Below are 19,916 nucleotides of genomic sequence, written 5' to 3'. Positions count from 1 at the left end.
GAATACAGACAATGCCTGCCGCTACCGCCACCAGCCCTTGGTACAAGCACCTCTGGCCCTGGATCATCATCGGCATCCTCACCACCTCGGTGTGCCTGAGCCTGACCATGGTCAGCATCGCCGTGCACAACCCGGACAACCTGGTCAACGACAACTACTACGAGGCCGGCAAGGGCATCAACCGCTCGCTGGACCGTGAACTGCTGGCCCAGACCCTGAACCTCAAGGCCAGCGTGCACCTCGACGAACTGACCGGCGAAGTGGACGTGCGCCTGACCGGCAACAGCGACCCGCAGAGCCTGGAGCTGAACCTGATCTCGCCGACCCAGCCGGACAAGGACCGCAAGGTGCCGCTCAGCCGCGCCGAAGCGGGGCGTTATGTCGGGCAACTGGATGACAAGGTCGAAGGGCGGCGGTTCGTCGAACTGTTGGGCAGCCAGGATGAACATGTGTGGCGGTTGTTCGAGGAAGAAAAGGTCGAGCATGGGGTGGCCTTGCAACTGGGTGATGAAGCGCTGCAAGGTGCCGAGCACCAGTAATGACCCAACCCACTCCCTGCTACCACTGCGCCCTGCCCGTCCCCGCCGGTAGCCGCTTCACCGCCGAGGTCCTCGGCGAGCCTCGGCAGTTCTGCTGCCCCGGGTGCCAGGCGGTGGCCGAGTCCATCGTTGCTGGCGGCCTGGAACACTACTACCAGCACCGCAGCGACAGCAGCGCCAACCCCGAGGCACTGCCCAAGCAGCTGCAAGACGAACTGGCCCTGTATGACCGCAGCGACGTGCAACAGTCGTTCGTGCGCCACGCCGGGGAGCGGGCCGAGGCCACCCTGCTGGTCGAAGGCATCAGTTGCGCCGCCTGCGGCTGGCTGATCGAGAAGCACCTGCGCAACCTGCCCGGTGTCGCCGAAGCCCGCCTGAACCTGTCCAACCACCGCCTGCTGCTCGACTGGGACGACCAGCAGTTGCCACTTTCCAGGCTGCTGGCCGAACTGCGCCATATCGGCTATGCGGCTCATCCGTACCAGCCCGACCAGGCCGCCGAACAGTTGGCCCGGGAAAACCGCAGCGCCCTGCGCCGCCTGGGCGTGGCCGGGTTGTTGTGGTTCCAGGCAATGATGGCAACCATGGCAACCTGGCCGGAATTCAACATCGACCTGTCGCCCGAGATGCACACCATCCTGCGCTGGGTCGCGCTGTTTCTCACCATCCCGATCGTGTTCTACAGCTGCGCACCGTTTTTCAAGGGCGCTGCCCGAGACCTGCGCACCCGTCACCTGACCATGGACGTGTCAGTCTCGCTGGCCATCGCATTGGCCTTCGGTGCCGGCATCTGGACCGCAGTCACCGGCAGTGGCGAGCTGTATTTCGACACCGTGGGCATGTTCGCCTTGTTCCTGCTGACCGGGCGCTACCTGGAACGCCGCGCCCGGGAGCGCACGGCAGCGGCCACCGCGCAACTGGTCAACCTGCTGCCGGCCTCGTGCCTGCGCCTGGATGCCTTTGGCCATGCCGAACGTATCCTGCTCGGCGAACTGCAGCGCGGCGACACCGTGCAGGTGCTGCCCGGTGCGGTGATACCGGCCGACGGTCGCATTGTCGAGGGCCGCTCCAGCGTCGATGAATCGCTGCTCACCGGCGAGTACCTGCCGCAGCCGCGCCGGGCTGGCGAACACGTCACCGGCGGCACGCTGAACGTGGAAAGCACCCTGCACGTGGAGGTCCAAGCCCTGGGCCACGATTCGCGCCTGTCGGCCATTGTCCGCCTGCTGGAGCGGGCACAGAGCGAAAAGCCGCGCCTGGCGGAAATCGCCGACCGTGCCTCGCAGTGGTTCCTGCTGTTCAGCCTGCTGGCTGCCGTGGCCATCGGCCTGTGGTGGTGGCATGCAGAACCGACGCGGGCGTTCTGGATCGTCCTGGCCATGCTGGTGGCGACCTGCCCCTGTGCCCTGTCGCTGGCCACCCCCACCGCCCTCACCGCTGCCACCGGCACCTTGCACAAACTCGGCCTGCTGATCACCCGCGGTCACGTGCTGGAAGGCCTCAACCAGATCGACACGGTGATCTTCGACAAGACCGGCACCCTTACCGAAGGCCGCCTGGCCTTGCGCAGCATCCGCCCGCTCGGCGAACTGCCCGCCGACCGCTGCCTGGCCCTGGCCGCCGCTCTGGAAAACCGCTCCGAACACCCCATCGCCCGCGCGTTCGGCCGCACCGCCAGCGCCGCCGATGATGTGCAGAGCGTACCGGGGCTGGGCCTGGAAGGTCAGGTCGAAGGCCAGCGCCTGCGCATCGGCCAGGCCACCTTCGTGTGCGCCTTGAGCGGCACGGAGATTCCCACTGTGCCGGAGCCGCGCGGGCAATGGCTGCTGCTGGGCGACCGCCAGGGCCCGCTGGCCTGGTTCGGCCTCGATGACCGCCTGCGCGAAGATGCTCCGGCCCTGCTGGCCGCCTGCAAGGCACGCGGCTGGCGCACCCTGCTGCTGTCGGGCGACAGCTCGCCGATGGTCGCCGAGGTGGCCGCGCAGCTGGGCATCGACCAGGCCATCGGCGGCCTGCGCCCGGACGACAAGCTGGACCGGCTCAAGGCCCTGCAAGCGGCCGGCCGCAAAGTGCTGATGCTCGGCGATGGCGTCAACGACGTGCCGGTGCTGGCCGCCGCAGACATCAGCATCGCCATGGGCAGCGCCACCGACCTTGCCAAGACCAGCGCCGACGCGGTGCTGCTGAGCAACCGCCTGCAAGCACTGGTACAGGCCTTCGACCTGGCCCGCCGCACCCGCCGCAACATCCTCGAGAACCTGCTCTGGGCAACCCTGTATAATGGCCTCATGTTGCCGTTCGCCGCGCTCGGCTGGATCACCCCGGTGTGGGCGGCCATCGGTATGTCGGTCAGTTCGCTGATCGTGGTGCTCAACGCCTTGCGCCTGACCCGCCTGCCCGCCGGCACGGGCTCGCACGCAAGCGGCGCGGCACACACTGGAAGGAAGTCCACATGCCCGCCCTCTATGTCATGATCCCGGCCGCCCTGCTGCTTGTCGGGGTTGCCGTGTACATCTTCTTCTGGGCGGTGGACAGCGGCCAGTACGACGACCTCGACAGCCCCGCCCACAGCATCCTGTTCGATGACCAGGACCCACGCCACCAGGCCGCCGTGAACGACGAAGCCGCCAAGCCCGAAGACAAGGAAACACCGCCCCGTGCCTGACTTGCTTGCCTTGCTCGGCTCGGCACTGATCCTCGGACTGCTCGGCGGCGGTCATTGCCTGGGCATGTGCGGCGGCCTGATGGGCGCCCTGACTCTGGCCATCCCCCCCGAGCAACGCGCCCGGCGCGCACGCCTGCTGCTGGCCTACAACGTGGGCCGCATCCTCAGTTACGCCTGCGCCGGCCTACTCCTGGGCCTTGCCGGCTGGGCCGTGGCCAGCAGCCCGGCAGCCCTCGGGTTGCGGGTGATAGCTGCACTGCTGCTGATCGCCATGGGCCTGTACTTGGCCGGCTGGTGGAGCGGGCTGACGCGCATCGAGGCCCTCGGCAGGGGGCTGTGGCGACATGTACAGCCTGTGGCTTCGCGGTTGTTGCCGGTGTCCAGCCTGCCTCGGGCGCTGTTGCTCGGCGCCTTGTGGGGCTGGTTGCCGTGCGGGCTGGTGTACAGCACCTTGCTGTGGGCCGCCAGCCAGGGCAATGCGGGGTACAGCGCGGCGCTGATGCTGGCGTTCGGCGTGGGTACGTTGCCGGTATTGGTAGCCACTGGCTTGGCGGCGGAGCGGGTGAACAGCCTGTTGCGCCGGCGCAGCGTGCGGATGGCGGGCGGCGTGCTGGTGATCCTGTTCGGCATCTGGACCCTGCCCGGGCCCCATCAGCACTGGCTGATGGGGCATTGAGGGGGGGCTGCTGCGCAGCCCCATCGCCGGCAAGCCGGCTCCCACAGGAAGCGCACCGCGAGGTCCTTGTGGGAGCCGGCTTGCCGGCGATTGGGCCCTACAGCGCAGCCAATTGCTTTTAATGTGAATCAAAAAACCGATTTCACGCCCGCCCCGCCGCCCTGATGCCTTTTGATACAAATCAAAACGGCCCTCTTCAGACAGTCATAGACTCCGGACACTGCTGCTCATTCCGGGGACCGCCCACATGCTCGAAGATCTACGCTGGGATGCCGACCTGATCCGCCGCTACGATCTGGCCGGCCCACGCTACACCTCCTACCCGACCGCGGTGCAACTGCACAGCGAGGTGGGCTCGTTCGACCTGCTCCACGCCCTGCGTGAAAGCCGTCGAGCGGTACGCCCGCTGTCGCTGTACGTGCACGTGCCGTTCTGCGCCAACATCTGCTACTACTGCGCCTGCAACAAGGTCATCACCAAGGACCGCGGCCGCGCTGCGCCCTATCTGCAGCGCCTGGAGCAGGAAATCCAACTGATCGCCTGCCACCTGGATCCCAAGCAAAAGGTCGAGCAACTGCATTTCGGCGGCGGTACCCCCACCTTCCTCAGCCATGTCGAACTGCGCCAGTTGATGGCGACCCTGCGCCAGCACTTCAACCTGCTGGACGATGACTCCGGCGATTACGGCATCGAAATCGACCCGCGCGAAGCCGACTGGTCCACCATGGGCCTGCTGCGCGAACTGGGCTTCAACCGCGTCAGCCTCGGCGTGCAGGACCTGGACCCGGCGGTGCAGCGGGCGGTTAACCGCCTGCAGAGCCTGGAGCAGACGCGCACCCTGATCGAAGCGGCGCGCACCCTGCAGTTTCGCTCGGTCAACCTCGACCTGATCTATGGCCTGCCCAGGCAGACCCCGGAAGGCTTCGCCCGCACGGTGGAGGAAGTCATCCGTCTGCAGCCCGATCGCCTGTCGGTGTTCAATTACGCTCACCTGCCCGAGCGCTTCATGCCCCAACGGCGCATCGACGCCGGCGAACTGCCGGGGCCGGCGGCGAAACTCGAGATGCTGCGCAACACCATCGAACAGCTCACCGCAGCCGGCTACCGCTACATCGGCATGGACCACTTCGCCCTGCCCGACGACGAGTTGGCCGTAGCCCAGGAGGAAGGCACGCTGCAGCGCAACTTCCAGGGTTATACCACCCATGGCCACTGCGACCTGATCGGCCTCGGGGTGTCGGCGATCAGCCAGATCGGCGACCTTTACTGCCAGAACAGCAGCGACCTCAACACCTATCAGGACAGCCTCTCCAACGCCCAGCTCGCGACCCAACGCGGGCTGCTGTGCAACCACGATGACCGGGTACGGCGAGCGGTGATCCAGCAGCTCATCTGCCATTTCGAACTGGATTTCGAGCCGATCGAGGAGGCCTTCACGGTCGATTTTCGCGGCTACTTCAATGACCTCTGGCCGCAATTGCAGACCCTGCAGCGCGATGGCCTGATCAGCATCGACGACAAGGGCATTCGCATTTTGCCGGCCGGGCGCCTGCTGGCTCGCTCGGTTTGCATGCTGTTCGATGCCTACCTGGCGATGCACGACCGTCAGCGCTTCTCGCGCGTCATCTAGCCAGACGAGTCGTTTGACCGCATGGACAAGCGGCAAAGCCAGGCACACTATGGGCAGTGAACGAACCCCCGGCATCATGCAGCTGGGGTTCGGCCAGGGCGCACCACAATAGCGCACGCTGGCCTACACCCTATGCCGTAGGTTACCCTTACGACTTATGTGTGCTTTCCCACAAGGATCGATTCAAATGTCCGAGCCAGTCAAACTGCGCACCCACAACCAGGCCCATTGCAAGGATTGCAGCCTGGCGCCCCTGTGCCTGCCTCTTTCGCTCAACCTGGAAGACATGGATGCACTGGATGACATCGTCAAGCGCGGACGACCGCTGAAAAAAGGCGAGTTCCTGTTCCGCCAAGGTGACAATTTCGGCTCGGTCTACGCAGTACGTTCCGGCGCCCTCAAGACCTTCAGCCTGAGCGACAGCGGTGAAGAACAGATCACCGGCTTCCACCTGCCCAGTGAACTGGTCGGCCTGTCAGGCATGGACACCGAAGCATACCCGGTGTCGGCCCAGGCCCAGGAAACCACTTCGGTGTGCGAGATCCCGTTCGAGCGACTCGATGAGCTTTCGGTGCAATTGCCACAACTGCGCCGCCAGTTGATGCGCGTGATGAGCCGCGAGATTCGCGACGACCAGCAGATGATGCTGCTGCTCTCGAAGAAGACTGCCGACGAGCGCATCGCCACCTTCCTGGTCAACCTCTCCGCACGCTTCCGTGCCCGCGGCTACTCGGCCAACCAGTTTCGCCTGAGCATGTCGCGCAACGAGATCGGCAACTACCTGGGGCTGGCGGTCGAAACCGTGTCGCGGGTGTTCACCCGCTTCCAGCAGAACGGCCTGATCCGCGCCGAAGGCAAGGAAGTTCACATCCTCGACCCGATCCAGCTCTGTGCGCTGGCCGGTGGCGCGATGGAGGCCTGAAAGCTGCGCTAAAAAGGTATACTGGCGCATTCGTTTTTCCAGGATACCCGCAATAATGCACAGCGACGCCTTCGACCTCAAAGCCCTGATCCGCCCGGTAGTGGACTTCCCCAAACCGGGCGTGATCTTCCGCGACATCACCCCGCTGTTCCAATCGCCACGCGGGCTGCGCTATGTGGCCGACCAGTTCATCGAGCGCTATGTGGAGGCTGAGTTCAGCCACATCGGCGCCATGGACGCGCGGGGCTTCCTGATCGGTTCGATCATTGCCCACCAGCTCAACAAGCCGCTGATCCTGTTCCGCAAACAGGGCAAGCTGCCGGCCGACGTGTTGTCGGAAGGTTATCAGACCGAATACGGCGAAGCCTTCCTTGAAGTGCATGCCGACAGCCTGTGCGAAGGGGACTCGGTGCTGATCTTCGATGATTTGATCGCCACTGGCGGCACGCTGCTGGCGGCAGCCAACCTGGTGCGCCGTACCGGGGCCCAGGTGTTCGAGGCCGCGGCGATCATCGATTTGCCTGAACTGGATGGGTCGCGTCGGTTGCAGGCTGCGGGTGTGCCGACATTCTGCCTGACCGAGTTTTCCCTCAGCGAGTACTGAGTGGGTTCCGGGGCCGCTTTGCGGCCCGAATCGCCGGCAAGCCGGCTCCCACATAAGAGGTGCACAGCCCTTGAGGTCAGCGTAGTACCTGTGGGAGCCGGCTTGCCGGCGATTGGGTTGCAGAGCAGCCCCACGCAATCACAGCGAAATCGGCCTGCGTCCCGCAAAGGCATGCGCCAGCGTGCCGCCATCAACCAGCTCCAGCTCGCCGCCCAACGGCACACCATGGGCAATCCGCGACGCCACCAGCCCCTTCTCCGCCAGCAACTGGGCAATGTAATGCGCAGTCGCCTCCCCCTCCACCGTCGGGTTGGTCGCCAGGATCACCTCGGTAAAGCTGCCCTGCTCCTCGATGCGTGCCATCAACTGCGGCACACCGATCGCCTCCGGGCCAAGGCCATCCATCGGCGAGAGGTGCCCCTTGAGCACGAAATAGCGGCCACGATAGCCGGTCTGTTCCACCGCATATACATCCATAGGCCCCTCCACCACGCACAGCTGGCTGTCGTCACGGCGTGGGTCGGCACACTGCGGGCACAGCTCCTGCTCGGTCAAGGTCCGGCATTGGCGGCAATGGCCAACCCCTTCCATGGCCTGGCTCAACGCCTGGGCCAGGCGCACGCCGCCACTGCGGTCACGCTCCAGCAGCTGCAAGGCCATGCGCTGGGCGGTTTTCTGGCCGACACCCGGCAGGGTGCGCAAAGCGTCGATCAGTTGGCGAATCAGGGGGCTGAAGCTCATGTAGGCAGGCCTGCAAGTCAGGGAATCAGAATGAACAAGGGAGCAACGACCGCCAGGCCGTTACTCCCCCTGTGTAGCAAATAAACGATCAGAACGGCATTTTGAAGCCCGGCGGCAGTTGCATGCCGGCGGTCATGCTGCCCATCTTGTCCTGGCTGTTCTGCTCGATCTTGCGCACGGCGTCGTTCAGCGCTGCGGCGATCAGGTCTTCCAGCACTTCCTTGTCGTCTTCTTCGGTCGACATCAGGCTCTGGTCGATGCTGACACGCTTGACGTCATGACGGCCAGTCATCACGACGCTGACCAGGCCACCACCGGATTGGCCGGTCACTTCGGCGTTGGCCAGCTCTTCCTGCATCTTGGCCATTTTTTCCTGCATCTGCTGGGCCTGCTTCATCAGGCCGGCCATGCCACCTTTCATCATGGGGGTATACCTCGATTGGGTCATGTGATGCGGCCCGGCAAAGGCCGGCCGCATGGTTATCCGTTACTGCTCCTGGCTGACCAGGGCGTCTACAGGCTCAATAGTATCCTGTCGCACCGTGGCACCGAACTGCTTGATCATCTGCTGGATCAACGGATCCTGCTGGATCGCACTCACGGCGTCCTGCTGGCGCTCGGCACGCTTGCGCGCCGCAGCCTGGGCCGGGGTTTCCTGCTCGGGGCGAATCAGCTCGATCCGCAGGTTCAGGGTGCGCCCCAGGTGCTGGTTGAGCGCTTCGTTCAACCGGCGCTGCTGGGTGGCGTTGAACAATGCACCCTGGCCCGGGTCCAGGTGCAGCAGCCAGTCATCGCCTTCTGCAGCCATGAGCGTGCAGTTTGCGGCGATGTTGCCTGTCATGCCGGAGACAGGCAACTGCGGGAATAATTCTAGCCATTGCAGGGCCAGGCCGGTCGCCGGCTTGGACGCGGGCAACGGCTCAGGGGCGACGACAGGCGCCTCTTCCTGCACGTGTTCGGCCAGTTCGTCGAGGTAGCTGAAGCCGACCGGATCGCTGTCACCGCCGTAGTAGTCCTCGTCCATGGGCGGCTCGTCGTCGCGATCCATACCGGCCGGGGCATAGGCGGACGGGTCGAACGGCGGCGCTTCATAGGCCGGCTCGCAGGCGGGCGCCGGGGGCACTACGGGAGCAACGGATTCGGGCTCCACATTGACCGGCACGGGCGCGATGGCGGTGGCGGGCTCTTCCCAGGGCAGGTCGATGACTTCCTCTGCCACCGGCGTAGGCTCAACGGGCTCGGGTTCAGGCTCGGGCTCGGGCTCGGGTTCTGACGCCGGAGCAGGCGCTGCCTCTACCGCTGGGGCAGTTTCAGGCGCGGGCGCCACGGCAGCAACGACAGGCGCCGCAACTGCGGGCGCTGCCACCGGAGTTGCCGGATCAGCTGTGGCCTGGCTGATCCCCACCGGCTTTAGTACCGGCTTCGGTGCATCGTCGGCATCCGCAGGGCGGAACGCCAGCATCCGCAACAAAACCATTTCGAAACCGCCACGCGGGTCCGGCGCCAATGGCAGGTCGCGGCGGCCGATCAGGCCCATCTGGTAATAGAATTGAACGTCTTCGGCCGGCAAGGCCGAGGCCAGTGCCAACACCCGGTCACGATCGCCCTGGCCGTTGTCCACCGCGTCCGGCAGGGCCTGGGCGATAGCCACCCGGTGCAGCACATTGAGCATCTCGGCCAGTACGCCGCTCCAGTCCGGCCCCTGCTCGGCGAGATTGCGCACGGCTTCCAGCAGTGCCCGTGCATCGCCTTCGAGCAGTGCCTGCAACACGCCGTAGACCTGGCCGTGATCGAGGCTACCGAGCATCGCACGCACATCGGCAGCCAGCACCTTGCCCTCGCCAAAGGCGATGGCCTGGTCGGTCAGGCTCATGGCATCGCGCATCGAACCATCGGCAGCACGGCCAAGCAGCCACAGGGCGTCCGGCTCGAACGGCACGTTCTCGGCTTGCAGCACATGGCTCAGGTGCTCGACCACCCGCTCCGGGCTCATGTTCTTCAGCGAAAACTGCAGGCAGCGCGAAAGGATGGTGGCCGGCAGTTTCTGCGGGTCGGTGGTGGCGAGAATGAACTTGACGTAGGGCGGCGGCTCTTCCAGCGTCTTGAGCAAGGCGTTGAACGAGTGGGTGGAGAGCATGTGCACTTCGTCGATCAAGTAGACTTTGAAGCGCCCACGGCTCGGCGCGTACTGCACGTTATCGAGCAGTTCGCGGGTGTCTTCGACCTTGGTGCGGCTGGCGGCGTCGATCTCGATCAGGTCGACGAAACGGCCCTCATCGATCTCCCGGCAGACCGAGCAGGTGCCGCAGGGCGTCGAGGTGATGCCGGTTTCGCAGTTCAGGCATTTGGCGATGATGCGCGCAATGGTAGTCTTGCCGACCCCTCGCGTACCGGTGAACAGGTAGGCGTGGTGCAGGCGCTGGTTGTCCAAGGCATTGATCAAGGCCTTGAGCACATGGGCCTGGCCGACCATTTCGCGGAACGAGCGCGGACGCCATTTACGTGCAAGAACCTGATAACTCATCGAAAAACCATCGCAGCCTGATCGAGCGGAAGATCGCTAATGCTAGCGGAGCGGGGCCGAAATTGCACCCTGCGTGGTTCGTCTAAGCTTAGGCACTGGCACGCTGTTCAAGGAGGATGTGCAGTGCGAAGACTGCTTGCCCTGCTGTTGCTCTGGTGCGCCCACGGCCTGGCGGACCCACCGGTGCTGCGTTTTTCCGTGGCCGAGAGCTGGAGCATGCCGCTGGTGCGGGTCGAAGGCGGCCAGCCGGTGGAAGGCTTGCTGTTCGACTTGATGCAAGCCGTGGCCCGCGAAGCGGGCTCCCTTCCCGAATATCACGTGCTGGCCCGTCTGCGCCTGCAACAGGCGATGGAGGACGGCGATATCGACGTACGCTGCTATGTGAGCACCCAGTGGTTCAACGACCGGCCGGGGAATTTCGTCTGGAGCATACCGCTGTTTCATCAGCGTGATGTGCTGGTGGGGAGGGCCAGCGAAAGTAGCCCTTTACGCCCGGAGCAGCTGCCGCAGCAGGCCATTGGTACCGTGCTGGGGTATGCCTACCGCACACTGGAGCCGCTGTTCGTGCAGGGGCAATTGCACCGGGAGGACAGCCGCAGCCAGGAGTTGGCGCTGCAGAAGCTGCTGGCTGGGCGCTATCGGCATGCGGTAAGCAATGAGCTGTCGTTGCAGTGGTTCAATCAACACTTGCCTCCAGAGCAGCGCCTGCAGGCACTTGGGGTGCTGGAGGAGCAGGCTTTGGGATGCATGGTACGCAACGACCCGGCGATACCGACTCAAGGGGTGCTGAGGGCGTTGGTGAGGATGAAAGAATCGGGGGAGATCGATCGGATTGCTCGGCGGTATGGGGCGACGGGATATTCGGAGGGAGTTTCGGCGGCTCGACCGTGAAGGGGCGCGCGCGGGGGCTTGAGTTGGGTGATGTGTCATGGTCAAGACCGAGCGCCGCCCGCGCGGCGCATCGCGGATAAATCCGCTCCTACATTTGTTGCCACGTGCCACGGCCTGTCAGGCCATGGTTGTCCGCCTTTGGCGCCCGCCGAAATAGCCAGGTGAGCCCAGCACCCCCCCAAAAATTGCGTCGTGCCATCAAGGCTGGCAACCATGGCCTATCAGGCATAGGCACGTTGCAACAAATGTAGGAGCGGATTTATCCGCGATGCGCCGCGCGGGCGGCGCTCGGTCTCAATGACTACACACCTTTAACGGCGAGCACTCGTGTCCACGCACTAGGGCGAGACGATCATCGCCGCGCTCAGAAACAACCCCACCCCGAACACAAAATGCGTCACCAAGCTCTTCAAACAGTTACGCGCAGGCGTCGGCGTTCTCGAGGCAAAGAACCCTGCCCCCATTATTGGTTGCATGAAACACAGCGGCGCCACGACCGTGCCCAGGCCGACAAGAAGCGCAGGCCCCAAGGTGGGCGCCTGCAACCAACGCTCCCCGACAAGCACCACCAGCAGCCCCGCGAACAACACGCCGATGCCGTAATGAATTACCCACCCCAACGCCAGTTCATGCCGCACCGGCTCGGCCTTGGCAATCGCCTGGTGCCGGATTCGCCCCTGAAGCACATGCCCTGCCCAACGCCCGAGCATGGCGAAGTTCAACGTGGCCACACCCAACCGCCTCAGCAGCAGCCCCCACAAGTCCATGACCACCGTGGCACCTATACCTATTGGCAAAGCAGCAAGAAACATCGCAGACAACGTCATTGAACAAGCCCTCGAAGATTGACGATCACCCCTTTGCCCCGCAGCATAGAAGTTGAAGTCAACTTCAAGTCAAGGGCCCAACATGGACATTGCCGATGTCGCCAAGCGCACAGGTGTACCAGCATCGACGCTGCGTTATTACGAGAAGAAAGGCTTGCTTACATCACTCGCCGGGCAGGGCCAGCGGCGGCAGTTTGCGGCCGATGTGGCAGACAGGCTCGCGCTGATCGCCCTGGGGCAGGCTGCGGGATTTTCGCTGGATGAAGTGGGCACGATGCTGGTAAACCTGCAGGTTGACCGGCAGATGCTGATCGCCAAGGCCGACGAGTTGGATGCGCGGATCAGGCAGTTGCAAGCGATGAGCAAGGGATTGCGACATGCGGCGCAGTGCCCTGAGGAGGATCATCTGGCCTGCCCGACATTCCAGCGGCTGATGAAATTGTCAGCGGCGGGACATGGAAAGAAAGAGGACAAATCGGCTTATGCGTTGAAACGGCCATTCAGGGGATAAGGCCGATTTTCCGACCCCGGAAATGGAGGCGGCCCCACCAGCCACACCCCGGCACTCGATGTTCCCGCTATGGCTGCTCCCTTCCGGGCCTGACCAGGTTAACGGGTAATCAATGCGGGGGGACCGATGGGGCCACCACTACGCGACTCGCTAGGCAGCGAGTGGCGCCATTGTACCGGTCTGGAGAGCAGATACAACCTCTGAGGGAGAAAAAGTCATCATTTCTCAATGACTTGTCCCGAGATCAAGATACTTGAAAGGGCCTCATCGCCGGCAAGCCGGCTTCCACAGGGGCGGCATAGGCCTTGACCGCAGCGCTGTCCCTGTGGGAGCCGGCTTGCCGGCGATGAGGCAAGCGCAGTCAGACCGCGATGCCCTGCTCACCCAGGAATACGACGAACGCATCCTCATCCAGCACCTTCACCCCAAGCTCACTGGCCTTGGCCAGTTTGGAACCCGCCCCTGGGCCGGCCACCACGCAATGGGTCTTGCCCGACACCGATCCAGACACCTTGGCCCCCAGACTCTCCAGCTTCTCCTTGGCAACGTCGCGACTCATGCGTTCCAGCGTGCCGGTCAGCACCCAAGTCTGGCCCGCCAGTGGCAAGCCTTCGGCAACTTTCTTCTCGCAGCTCCAGTGCATGCCGAACGCCAGCAACTGGGCCTCGATGCCACGGGCCAGCTTCTGATTGGCTTCGTCCTTGAAGAACTCACGCACCGCATCGGCCTGCTTCGCCGCCAAGGCCTGGCGCAGGTCGATACCGTCAGCCTCGATGATCTTTTCCAGGCTGCCCAGCTTGGCCACCAGTTTTTCCGCCCCGGTAGGCCCGACAGAGGCGATGTCGAGCTTGGCGATCAACCCGGCCAAGGTGGTGCTGGCGGCGAACTCGGCGGCCAGCTCGCCTTCGTCCTGCAGCTTCATGCCACACGCCAGCAACTGCTCGATCACCTTGCGGTTGTGCTCGTCTTCGAAGAAGTTGTGGATCTCATGGGCAACTTCCAGGCCGATGTCCGGCAGGTAGGTCAGCACCTGGGGCAGCGCCTGCTGCACGCGCTTAAGGCTGCCCAGCGAGCGCGCCAGCACCTTGGCGGTTTCCTCGCCCACGTCCGGGATGCCCAGGGCGTAGATGAAGCGCGCCAGGGTCGGGCGCTTGCTGGCGTCGATGGCATCGAGCAGCTTCCTGCTCGACACTTCGGCGAAGCCTTCCAGGCCGACGATCTGGTCGAACTCCAGCTTGTACAGGTCTGCCGGGGAGCCGATCAGGCCTTCGTCCACCAACTGCTCAACGCTCTTCTCGCCCAGGCCGTCGATGTCCATGGCACGGCGAGATACGTAGTGGATGATCGCTTGCTTGAGCTGAGCCCCACAGGCCAGGCGGCCAACGCAGCGATACACGGCACCTTCGCTGGTGGTTTCCTTGCCCTTGCTGCGCTTGATCAACTGGGTACGCTCGACCTGCGAGCCGCACACCGGGCACTCGCTGGGTACTTCTACCGGGCGAGCATTCTCGGGACGCCGCTCGAGCACCACCTGCATGACCTGTGGGATCACGTCGCCGGCACGGCGGATGATCACCGTATCGCCAATGCGCAGGCCCAGGCGGGCAATTTCGTCCATGTTGTGCAGGGTGGCGTTGGACACCGTCACACCCGCCACCTTGACCGGCTTGAGGCGCGCCACGGGGGTCACCGCGCCGGTACGGCCAACCTGGAACTCCACATCCAGCACTTCGGTGAGCTCTTCCATGGCCGGGAACTTGTGGGCGATGGCCCAGCGCGGCTCACGGGCACGGAAGCCCAGCTCACGCTGGGCTGCCAGGCTATTGACCTTGAACACCACGCCGTCGATTTCGTACGCCAGGCTGTTGCGTCGCTCGCCGATGTCACGGTAGTAGGCCAGGCACTCCTCGATACCCGAGGCGTGCTTGAGCTCACGGCTGATCGGCAGGCCCCACTGCTTGAGCTGCTCGAGAATGCCGATATGGCTTTCACCGATGCTGGCTGACACCTGCCCTACACCGTAGCAGCAGAATTCCAGCGGCCGGCTGGCGGTGATCTTCGAATCGAGCTGGCGCAGGCTGCCAGCGGCGGCGTTGCGCGGGTTGGCAAAGGTTTTGCCGCCGGCTTCGGCCTGGGCGGCGTTGAGCCGGTCGAACCCGGCCTTGCTCATGAACACCTCGCCGCGTACTTCGAGCACGGCCGGCCAGCCTTCGCCTTGCAGCTTCAGCGGGATATTGCGCACGGTGCGCACATTGGCGCTGATGTCTTCACCGGTGGTGCCGTCGCCCCGGGTGGCACCCTGCACCAGTTGGCCGTCGCGGTACAGCAGGCTGACCGCAAGGCCATCGAGCTTAGGCTCGCAACTGAAGTCGACCGCGCCGGGCTGATCGAGGCCATCCACCACACGGCGACCGAACTCACGCAGGTCGGCCTCTTCGAAGGCGTTGCCCAGGCTGAGCATGGGCACTTCGTGGCGCACCTGGCCGAAGGCTGCCAAGGCCGCCCCTCCGACGCGCTGGGTTGGCGAGTCAGGGGTCACCAGATGCGGGTGCTCGGCTTCCAGCGCCTTGAGTTCGTTGAAGAGACGGTCGTACTCGGCGTCGGGCACACTCGGCTCGTCGAGCACGTAATAGCGGTAGTTGTGCTGGTCGAGTTCGGCGCGCAAGGCGTGGATTCGGGTTTCGGCGTTCATTTTTCAGGCTCTCTTGCAAAGCAAAAGAGCAGCCCCTGGCTGCTCTTGCGCTCGTATCGGGGCGAGCAGGACCGAGGCAAGGTCCGCTCGCAAAACAGCATCAACGTTTCTGGGTCAGCGCCCGGCGCTCGAACTCGACGATGCGCTGGCGGTAGTGTTCGATGGTCTGCGCGGTCAGCACACTGCGCTGGTCATCCTTCAGCTCGCCATTGAGTTCATGGGCCAGCTTGCGCGCCGCAGCCACCATCACGTCGAAGGCCTGCTTCGGATGACGTGGGCCTGGCAGGCCGAGGAAAAAGCTCACCGCACGGGTGCTGAAGTGGTCGATGTCGTCCAGGTCGAAAATACCGGGCTTGACCGCGTTGGCCATGGAGAACAGCACTTCGCCGTGACCGGCCATGCTTTCATGGCGGTGGAAGATGTCCATTTCGCCGAAACGAAGGCCGCTTTCGAGAATGTTCTGCAGCAGTGCCGGGCCTTTGAAGCCGCCTTCGTCACGGGAAATCACGCTGATCACCAGCACTTCTTCCACCGGCGGCAGATCCTTGGCGGCCGCAGTGCCGGTAGCGGTGAAACCACTGCTGCGGTTGTCGTCGGCGGCAAAATCGTCGGCGGCATCAGCGAACAGGTCGGGCTCACGGGGCTCGGCGGCCAGGTTCAGGTCACCCTGAGCCTGCACCGGCGCCTCGGCGGCACGCTTGCCACGTTTGCTGGCCTTTGCCGGCTTCGGCTCACGCTCGCGTTCGCGCTCTCGCGCAGGTGCACTGAGCGAAGGCAGGTCGCTTTCGTCCAGCTCAGGCTCCTTCTGGGTATCCAGCACCCGCGACGGGCCGAGCACTTCAGCACTGCCCTCCTCGTCCGGCAGGTTGGAGTAACTGCGATCCAGACGGAATTTCAACTTGCCTTTTCCGCCGCGCATGCGGCGCCAGCCGTCGAAAAGAATACCGGCAATGACAATGATGCCGATGACGATCAGCCACTCGCGCAGACCGATTTCCATGTAATCCCGTGCCTCTATAAAAATATGCTTGAAAACAAAGGGTTCAAAGCCCTTTAACACGTGGCGCCAACTCTATGTTCTGACAGGCGTTTTACCCACGCAAAAAACGAGTGACATTAAGCTAGCACGACCAAAGACAACTTTACACCGTCTGTCGCACGTGACGGGGGGCATTTACCTACAGAATGCGACCCATATTCGCTTATCAGGCGTCAACCATGGCCAGCGCCTCCTCCACATCAACCGCAACGAGACGTGAACAACCCGGTTCATGCATGGTCACCCCCATCAATTGGTCCGCCATTTCCATGGCAATCTTGTTATGGGTGATGTAGATGAACTGCACGCTTTCACTCATTTCCTTGACCAGCCGGGCGTACCGGCCGACGTTGGCATCGTCCAGCGGCGCATCGACCTCGTCGAGCATGCAGAACGGTGCGGGGTTCAACTTGAAGATGGCAAACACCAACGCCAGTGCCGTCAATGCCTTCTCGCCGCCGGACAGCAGATGGATGGTGCTGTTCTTCTTGCCCGGCGGACGCGCCATGATCGTCACCCCTGTATCGAGTAGATCTTCGCCCGTCAGTTCCAGATAAGCGCTGCCACCACCGAAAACTTTTGGGAAAAGTGCCTGTAATCCGGCATTTATCTGATCAAAGGTATCTTTGAAGCGGTTGCGGGTTTCCTTGTCGATCTTGCGGATGACGTTTTCCAGGGTGTCCAGCGCTTCGACCAGATCAGCGTCCTGCGCATCCAGATAGCGCTTGCGCTCGGACTGCTGTTCGTACTCTTCGATGGCCGCCAGGTTGATCGCGCCAAGGCGTTGGATGCGTGCCTCCACCTGCTCCAGCTCCTGCTCGGTGCCCTGCTCGCTGGCATCGGCCTCGACAGTGGCAAGCACGCCCTGCAAGTCGTAGCCATCGGCCAGCAGTTGCTCCTGCAAGGTCTTGCGGCGCACATCCAGGCCCTGACATTCCAGGCGCAGTTGCTCCAGCTGGCCACGCAGCAACTGGGCCTGTTGCTCGGCCTGGGTGCGGCGCTTCTCGGCATCGCGCAGGCCGCGGTCGGCCTCATCCATGTGCAGGCGGGCCTGGCGCATTTCTTCGTCGACGCTCATGCGACGCTCCAGCAGCTCTTCAAGCTTCAGGCGCAGTTCTTCCAGCGGCGCCTCGCCCTCTTCCAGGTTCAGGTTCAGTTGTTCCTGACGCTCGTTCAGACGCGCAGCCTGCTGCTCCAGACGCTCCAGGGCCTGGCGGGTGGAATCGTGCTGGGCCCGCAACGAACCCAGGCGCACGGCCAGCTGATGCGCGTGATCCTTGTGCTGGCGGGCTTCCTGGCGGATACGGTCGAGGCCTTCGCGCAAGGTGTCGCGGCGGGCCATCAACTGCTCGCGCTGCTCGGTGTCCTGGGCCATCAGGTCCAGGGCGTCCTGCAGCAGCAGGCGCGCCTCGCCCAGTTGCTCATGCTCCAGTTCGCGCTGTTCCTGGAGCTCGCTCAATTCTTCCTGCAGGCGGCGGCGGCGCAGTTCGACCTGTTCGGCACGGGCACGCCCGGCGCTGAGACTTGCGTTCAACTCACCATGCTGGCGGTTTTCATCCTGAGTGCGGCGACGCAGCGCTTCACGCTGTTCTTCCAGGCCCAACTGCTGCTCGCGCAGCGCTTGCAGTTGCTCTTCAAGCTGTTCCAGCGCGGCTTCCTGCTCCAGCTGCTCCTCGCCGAGGCGCTCGATTTCCTGGCCACGGGCCAGTACGCCACCTTGGGCCTCGCCACCTCGGCTGATGCGCAGAAAATGCCGGCCGACCCAATAGCCATCGCGGCTGACCAGGCTTTGCCCATCGCCAAGCGAGGCACGTTGCGCCAAGGCCTGGGCAAGATCTTCCACCGGCCGAACCTGGCCCAGCCAGGGCGCCAGGTCGGTGCGCCCTTCGACCTTGTCGAGCAGGCTGCCGGGCTGGCGAGCCGCTGTGTCGGACGCCAGCAGCAAGCGCAACTCGCCCTGCTCCAGAGCGCTGAAATCCAGGCTGGCGAACTCATCCACCAACACTGCCTGCAAGTCGGCACCCAGTACGGCCTCCACTGCGAGCTCCCAGCCCGGCTCCACCCGCAGCCCTTCGGCCAGGCGCGGACGCTGCTCGAGGCCTTGCCCGCGCAGCCAGTCGGCGGCACCGACCCCGGGCTCCAGGGCAGCCTGTTGCAGTGCCTCCAGGGAGGCCAGGCGGCCGCCCAGGCGCTGCAGTTCACCCTGCTGCTGTTGCTGGGCCTGGGTCGCCTGCTGCAATTGCTCGCGCACGGTTTCCAGTTGTTCGACCACCTGGCCTTCCGAGTGCTGCAGCTCCTCGAGCAGCATCTCGCTGCTGGCCAGCTGTTCAGCGAGCTCGAGCATGGCGGCATCCTGCGGGTCGGCGCCCAACTGGTCGCGCTCTTCGGCCATCTTGCGCTGGCGCTCGGCCTGGCGCTCCAGGCTGGCCTCCAGTTGCTGCTGCCGCGCCTGCTGCACTTCAGCCTGGCGTCGCGGCTCGGCGGAGCGGTTGTTGAAACTGTCCCATTGCTCCTGCCAGCCGTGCATGCCCAGTTCGGCCTCTTCGAGGGCCGCGGCGGCTTCCTCGGCGGCTGCCAGGGTCATTTCCTGCTCCGGCTCGAGCATGGCCAGCTCTTCGCCCAGGGTGGCCAGCAGGGTACGGTCATGACCCAGGTGCGATTCGGTTTCCTGACGCGTGCGCTCGGCTTCCTTGAGGTCGTCCTGCAGCTGGCGCAGGCGCTGCTGGCCATGCTGGATGCTCTGCTCGACACGGGCAATATCGCCAGCCACCGCATAGAAGCGGCCCTGCACCTGGTTGAAGCGTTCGGACAACTCATGGTGACCATCGCGCAAGTGCTCGATGCTGGCGTCGGCGTTGCGCTGCTCGGCGACCAGGGCCTCGTGGGCCACGCCCTGGTCACCGATCACCGCCTCGCGCTGACGTACCCGTTCATCCAGATCGCGCCAGCGCAGGGCCGACAGGCGCGCCTTGAGCTGGCGCTCCTGGGCCTTGTATTCGCGGTACTTCTCGGCCGCCTGGGCCTGCCGATGCAGGCGTTCGAGCTGACGCTCCAGCTCTTCGCGCAGGTCGGTCAGCCGCGCCAGGTTTTCCTGGGTGCGGCGGATACGGCTTTCGGTCTCGCGGCGGCGCTCCTTGTACTTGGAGATGCCAGCCGCTTCCTCGATGAAATTGCGCAGCTCCTCGGGCTTGGCCTCGATCAGCTTGGAGATCATGCCCTGCTCGATGATCGAGTAGCTGCGCGGGCCCAGCCCGGTACCGAGGAAGATATCGGTGATATCACGGCGCCTGCACTTGGTGCCGTTGAGGTAGTAGGTGTTCTGCCCGTCGCGGGTGACTTTGCGGCGGATGGAAATCTCGGCGTAGGCGGCGTACTCGCCCAGCAACGTGGTTTCGCTGTTGTCGAAGATCAGCTCGATACTGGCCTGGCTCACCGGCTTGCGGCTGGTGGAGCCGTTGAAGATGACGTCGGTCATCGATTCGCCGCGCAGGTTCTTCGCCGAGCTTTCGCCCATCACCCAGCGCACTGCGTCGATGATGTTGGACTTGCCGCAGCCGTTGGGGCCGACCACGGCCGCCATGTTACTGGGGAAGTTGACCGTGGTCGGGTCGACGAACGACTTGAACCCGGCCAGGCGAATGCACTTCAGGCGCAT

The 19,916-nt window shown here is 64.2% G+C and carries 16 protein-coding genes and 1 other RNA gene; 9 read left to right on the top strand and 8 right to left on the bottom strand.

What is annotated here, in order from left to right; translation table 11 throughout:
* The first annotated feature begins 11 nt into the window (after positions 1–11).
* From KU43P_RS08400 to KU43P_RS08370, 7 genes are all read left to right on the top strand, one after another.
* Positions 12–539 carry a FixH family protein gene (locus tag KU43P_RS08400; protein WP_317662239.1) on the top strand — a complete coding sequence of 176 codons (528 nt, stop codon included), beginning with the start codon at positions 12–14 and terminating at the stop codon, positions 537–539.
* A complete protein-coding gene (locus KU43P_RS08395) occupies positions 539–3,013 on the top strand; it encodes a heavy metal translocating P-type ATPase (RefSeq protein ID WP_317662238.1) in 2,475 nt (824 codons plus the stop codon). Before KU43P_RS08400 ends, KU43P_RS08395 begins: the two co-directional genes overlap by 1 nt.
* Positions 2,992–3,204 carry a cbb3-type cytochrome oxidase assembly protein CcoS gene (gene ccoS / locus KU43P_RS08390; RefSeq protein ID WP_317662236.1) on the top strand — a complete coding sequence of 71 codons (213 nt, stop codon included), beginning with the start codon at positions 2,992–2,994 and terminating at the stop codon, positions 3,202–3,204. The genes KU43P_RS08395 and ccoS overlap by 22 nt, the downstream gene beginning before the upstream one ends.
* Positions 3,197–3,880 carry a sulfite exporter TauE/SafE family protein gene (locus KU43P_RS08385; RefSeq protein ID WP_317662235.1) on the top strand — a complete coding sequence of 228 codons (684 nt, stop codon included), beginning with the start codon at positions 3,197–3,199 and terminating at the stop codon, positions 3,878–3,880. Before ccoS ends, KU43P_RS08385 begins: the two co-directional genes overlap by 8 nt.
* Positions 3,881–4,127: 247 nt before the next feature.
* The gene (gene hemN, locus KU43P_RS08380) at positions 4,128–5,510 is read left to right on the top strand and encodes an oxygen-independent coproporphyrinogen III oxidase (protein WP_317662234.1); all 1,383 of its coding nucleotides are present in this window, start codon (positions 4,128–4,130) and stop codon (positions 5,508–5,510) included.
* A gap of 187 nt (positions 5,511–5,697) precedes the next feature.
* Entirely contained in the window at positions 5,698–6,432 is a 735-nt protein-coding gene (gene fnrA, locus KU43P_RS08375) for a Crp/Fnr family transcriptional regulator FnrA (protein ID WP_317662233.1), read from the top strand.
* A gap of 55 nt (positions 6,433–6,487) precedes the next feature.
* The gene (locus KU43P_RS08370; RefSeq protein WP_009683910.1) at positions 6,488–7,036 is read left to right on the top strand and encodes an adenine phosphoribosyltransferase; all 549 of its coding nucleotides are present in this window, start codon (positions 6,488–6,490) and stop codon (positions 7,034–7,036) included.
* A gap of 138 nt (positions 7,037–7,174) precedes the next feature.
* Here KU43P_RS08370 and recR read toward each other — a convergent pair whose 3' ends face one another.
* The 3 genes from recR to dnaX form a co-directional block, all read right to left on the bottom strand.
* Positions 7,175–7,777, bottom strand: coding sequence for a recombination mediator RecR (gene recR / locus KU43P_RS08365; protein ID WP_317662231.1), 603 nt, complete (start codon positions 7,775–7,777; stop codon positions 7,175–7,177).
* An 88-nt stretch (positions 7,778–7,865) separates the two neighbouring features.
* Positions 7,866–8,201, bottom strand: a complete 336-nt coding sequence (locus KU43P_RS08360) for a YbaB/EbfC family nucleoid-associated protein (RefSeq protein WP_317662230.1) — start codon at positions 8,199–8,201, stop codon at positions 7,866–7,868.
* Positions 8,202–8,264: 63 nt separating this feature from the next.
* The gene (gene dnaX, locus KU43P_RS08355; protein ID WP_317662229.1) at positions 8,265–10,301 is read right to left on the bottom strand and encodes a DNA polymerase III subunit gamma/tau; all 2,037 of its coding nucleotides are present in this window, start codon (positions 10,299–10,301) and stop codon (positions 8,265–8,267) included.
* A gap of 123 nt (positions 10,302–10,424) precedes the next feature.
* Here dnaX and KU43P_RS08350 point away from each other — a divergent pair, with 123 nt between their 5' ends.
* Positions 10,425–11,192, top strand: coding sequence for a substrate-binding periplasmic protein (locus tag KU43P_RS08350; protein ID WP_317662228.1), 768 nt, complete (start codon positions 10,425–10,427; stop codon positions 11,190–11,192).
* Between the two features lie 338 nt (positions 11,193–11,530).
* Here the strand turns inward: KU43P_RS08350 and KU43P_RS08345 are convergent, their stop codons facing one another.
* Entirely contained in the window at positions 11,531–12,019 is a 489-nt protein-coding gene (locus KU43P_RS08345) for a DUF2938 domain-containing protein (protein WP_317662226.1), read from the bottom strand.
* Between the two features lie 82 nt (positions 12,020–12,101).
* Between KU43P_RS08345 and KU43P_RS08340 the strand changes: the two genes are divergently transcribed.
* Complete coding sequence (locus KU43P_RS08340; protein ID WP_317662225.1) at positions 12,102–12,530, top strand: helix-turn-helix domain-containing protein; 429 nt, start codon at positions 12,102–12,104, stop codon at positions 12,528–12,530.
* Positions 12,531–12,562: 32 nt separating this feature from the next.
* On the opposite strand, the gene ffs is transcribed toward KU43P_RS08340, so the two are convergent.
* From ffs to smc, 4 genes are all read right to left on the bottom strand, one after another.
* Positions 12,563–12,659: signal recognition particle sRNA small type (gene ffs, locus KU43P_RS08335), an RNA gene on the bottom strand.
* Between the two features lie 232 nt (positions 12,660–12,891).
* Positions 12,892–15,222, bottom strand: a complete 2,331-nt coding sequence (gene ligA / locus KU43P_RS08330; protein ID WP_317662224.1) for an NAD-dependent DNA ligase LigA — start codon at positions 15,220–15,222, stop codon at positions 12,892–12,894.
* 100 nt (positions 15,223–15,322) lie between these two features.
* A complete protein-coding gene (gene zipA / locus KU43P_RS08325) occupies positions 15,323–16,222 on the bottom strand; it encodes a cell division protein ZipA (RefSeq protein ID WP_317662222.1) in 900 nt (299 codons plus the stop codon).
* Positions 16,223–16,427: 205 nt separating this feature from the next.
* Positions 16,428–19,916 (bottom strand): chromosome segregation protein SMC, encoded by a 3,489-nt coding sequence (gene smc / locus KU43P_RS08320; protein WP_317662220.1) that lies wholly within the window; start codon positions 19,914–19,916, stop codon positions 16,428–16,430.

This window comes from Pseudomonas sp. KU43P (assembly GCF_033095865.1).
Lineage (GTDB): Bacteria > Pseudomonadota > Gammaproteobacteria > Pseudomonadales > Pseudomonadaceae > Aquipseudomonas.
The sequence above is the reverse complement of the archived record's forward strand: the minus strand, read 5'-3'. Positions and strand labels throughout refer to the sequence as shown.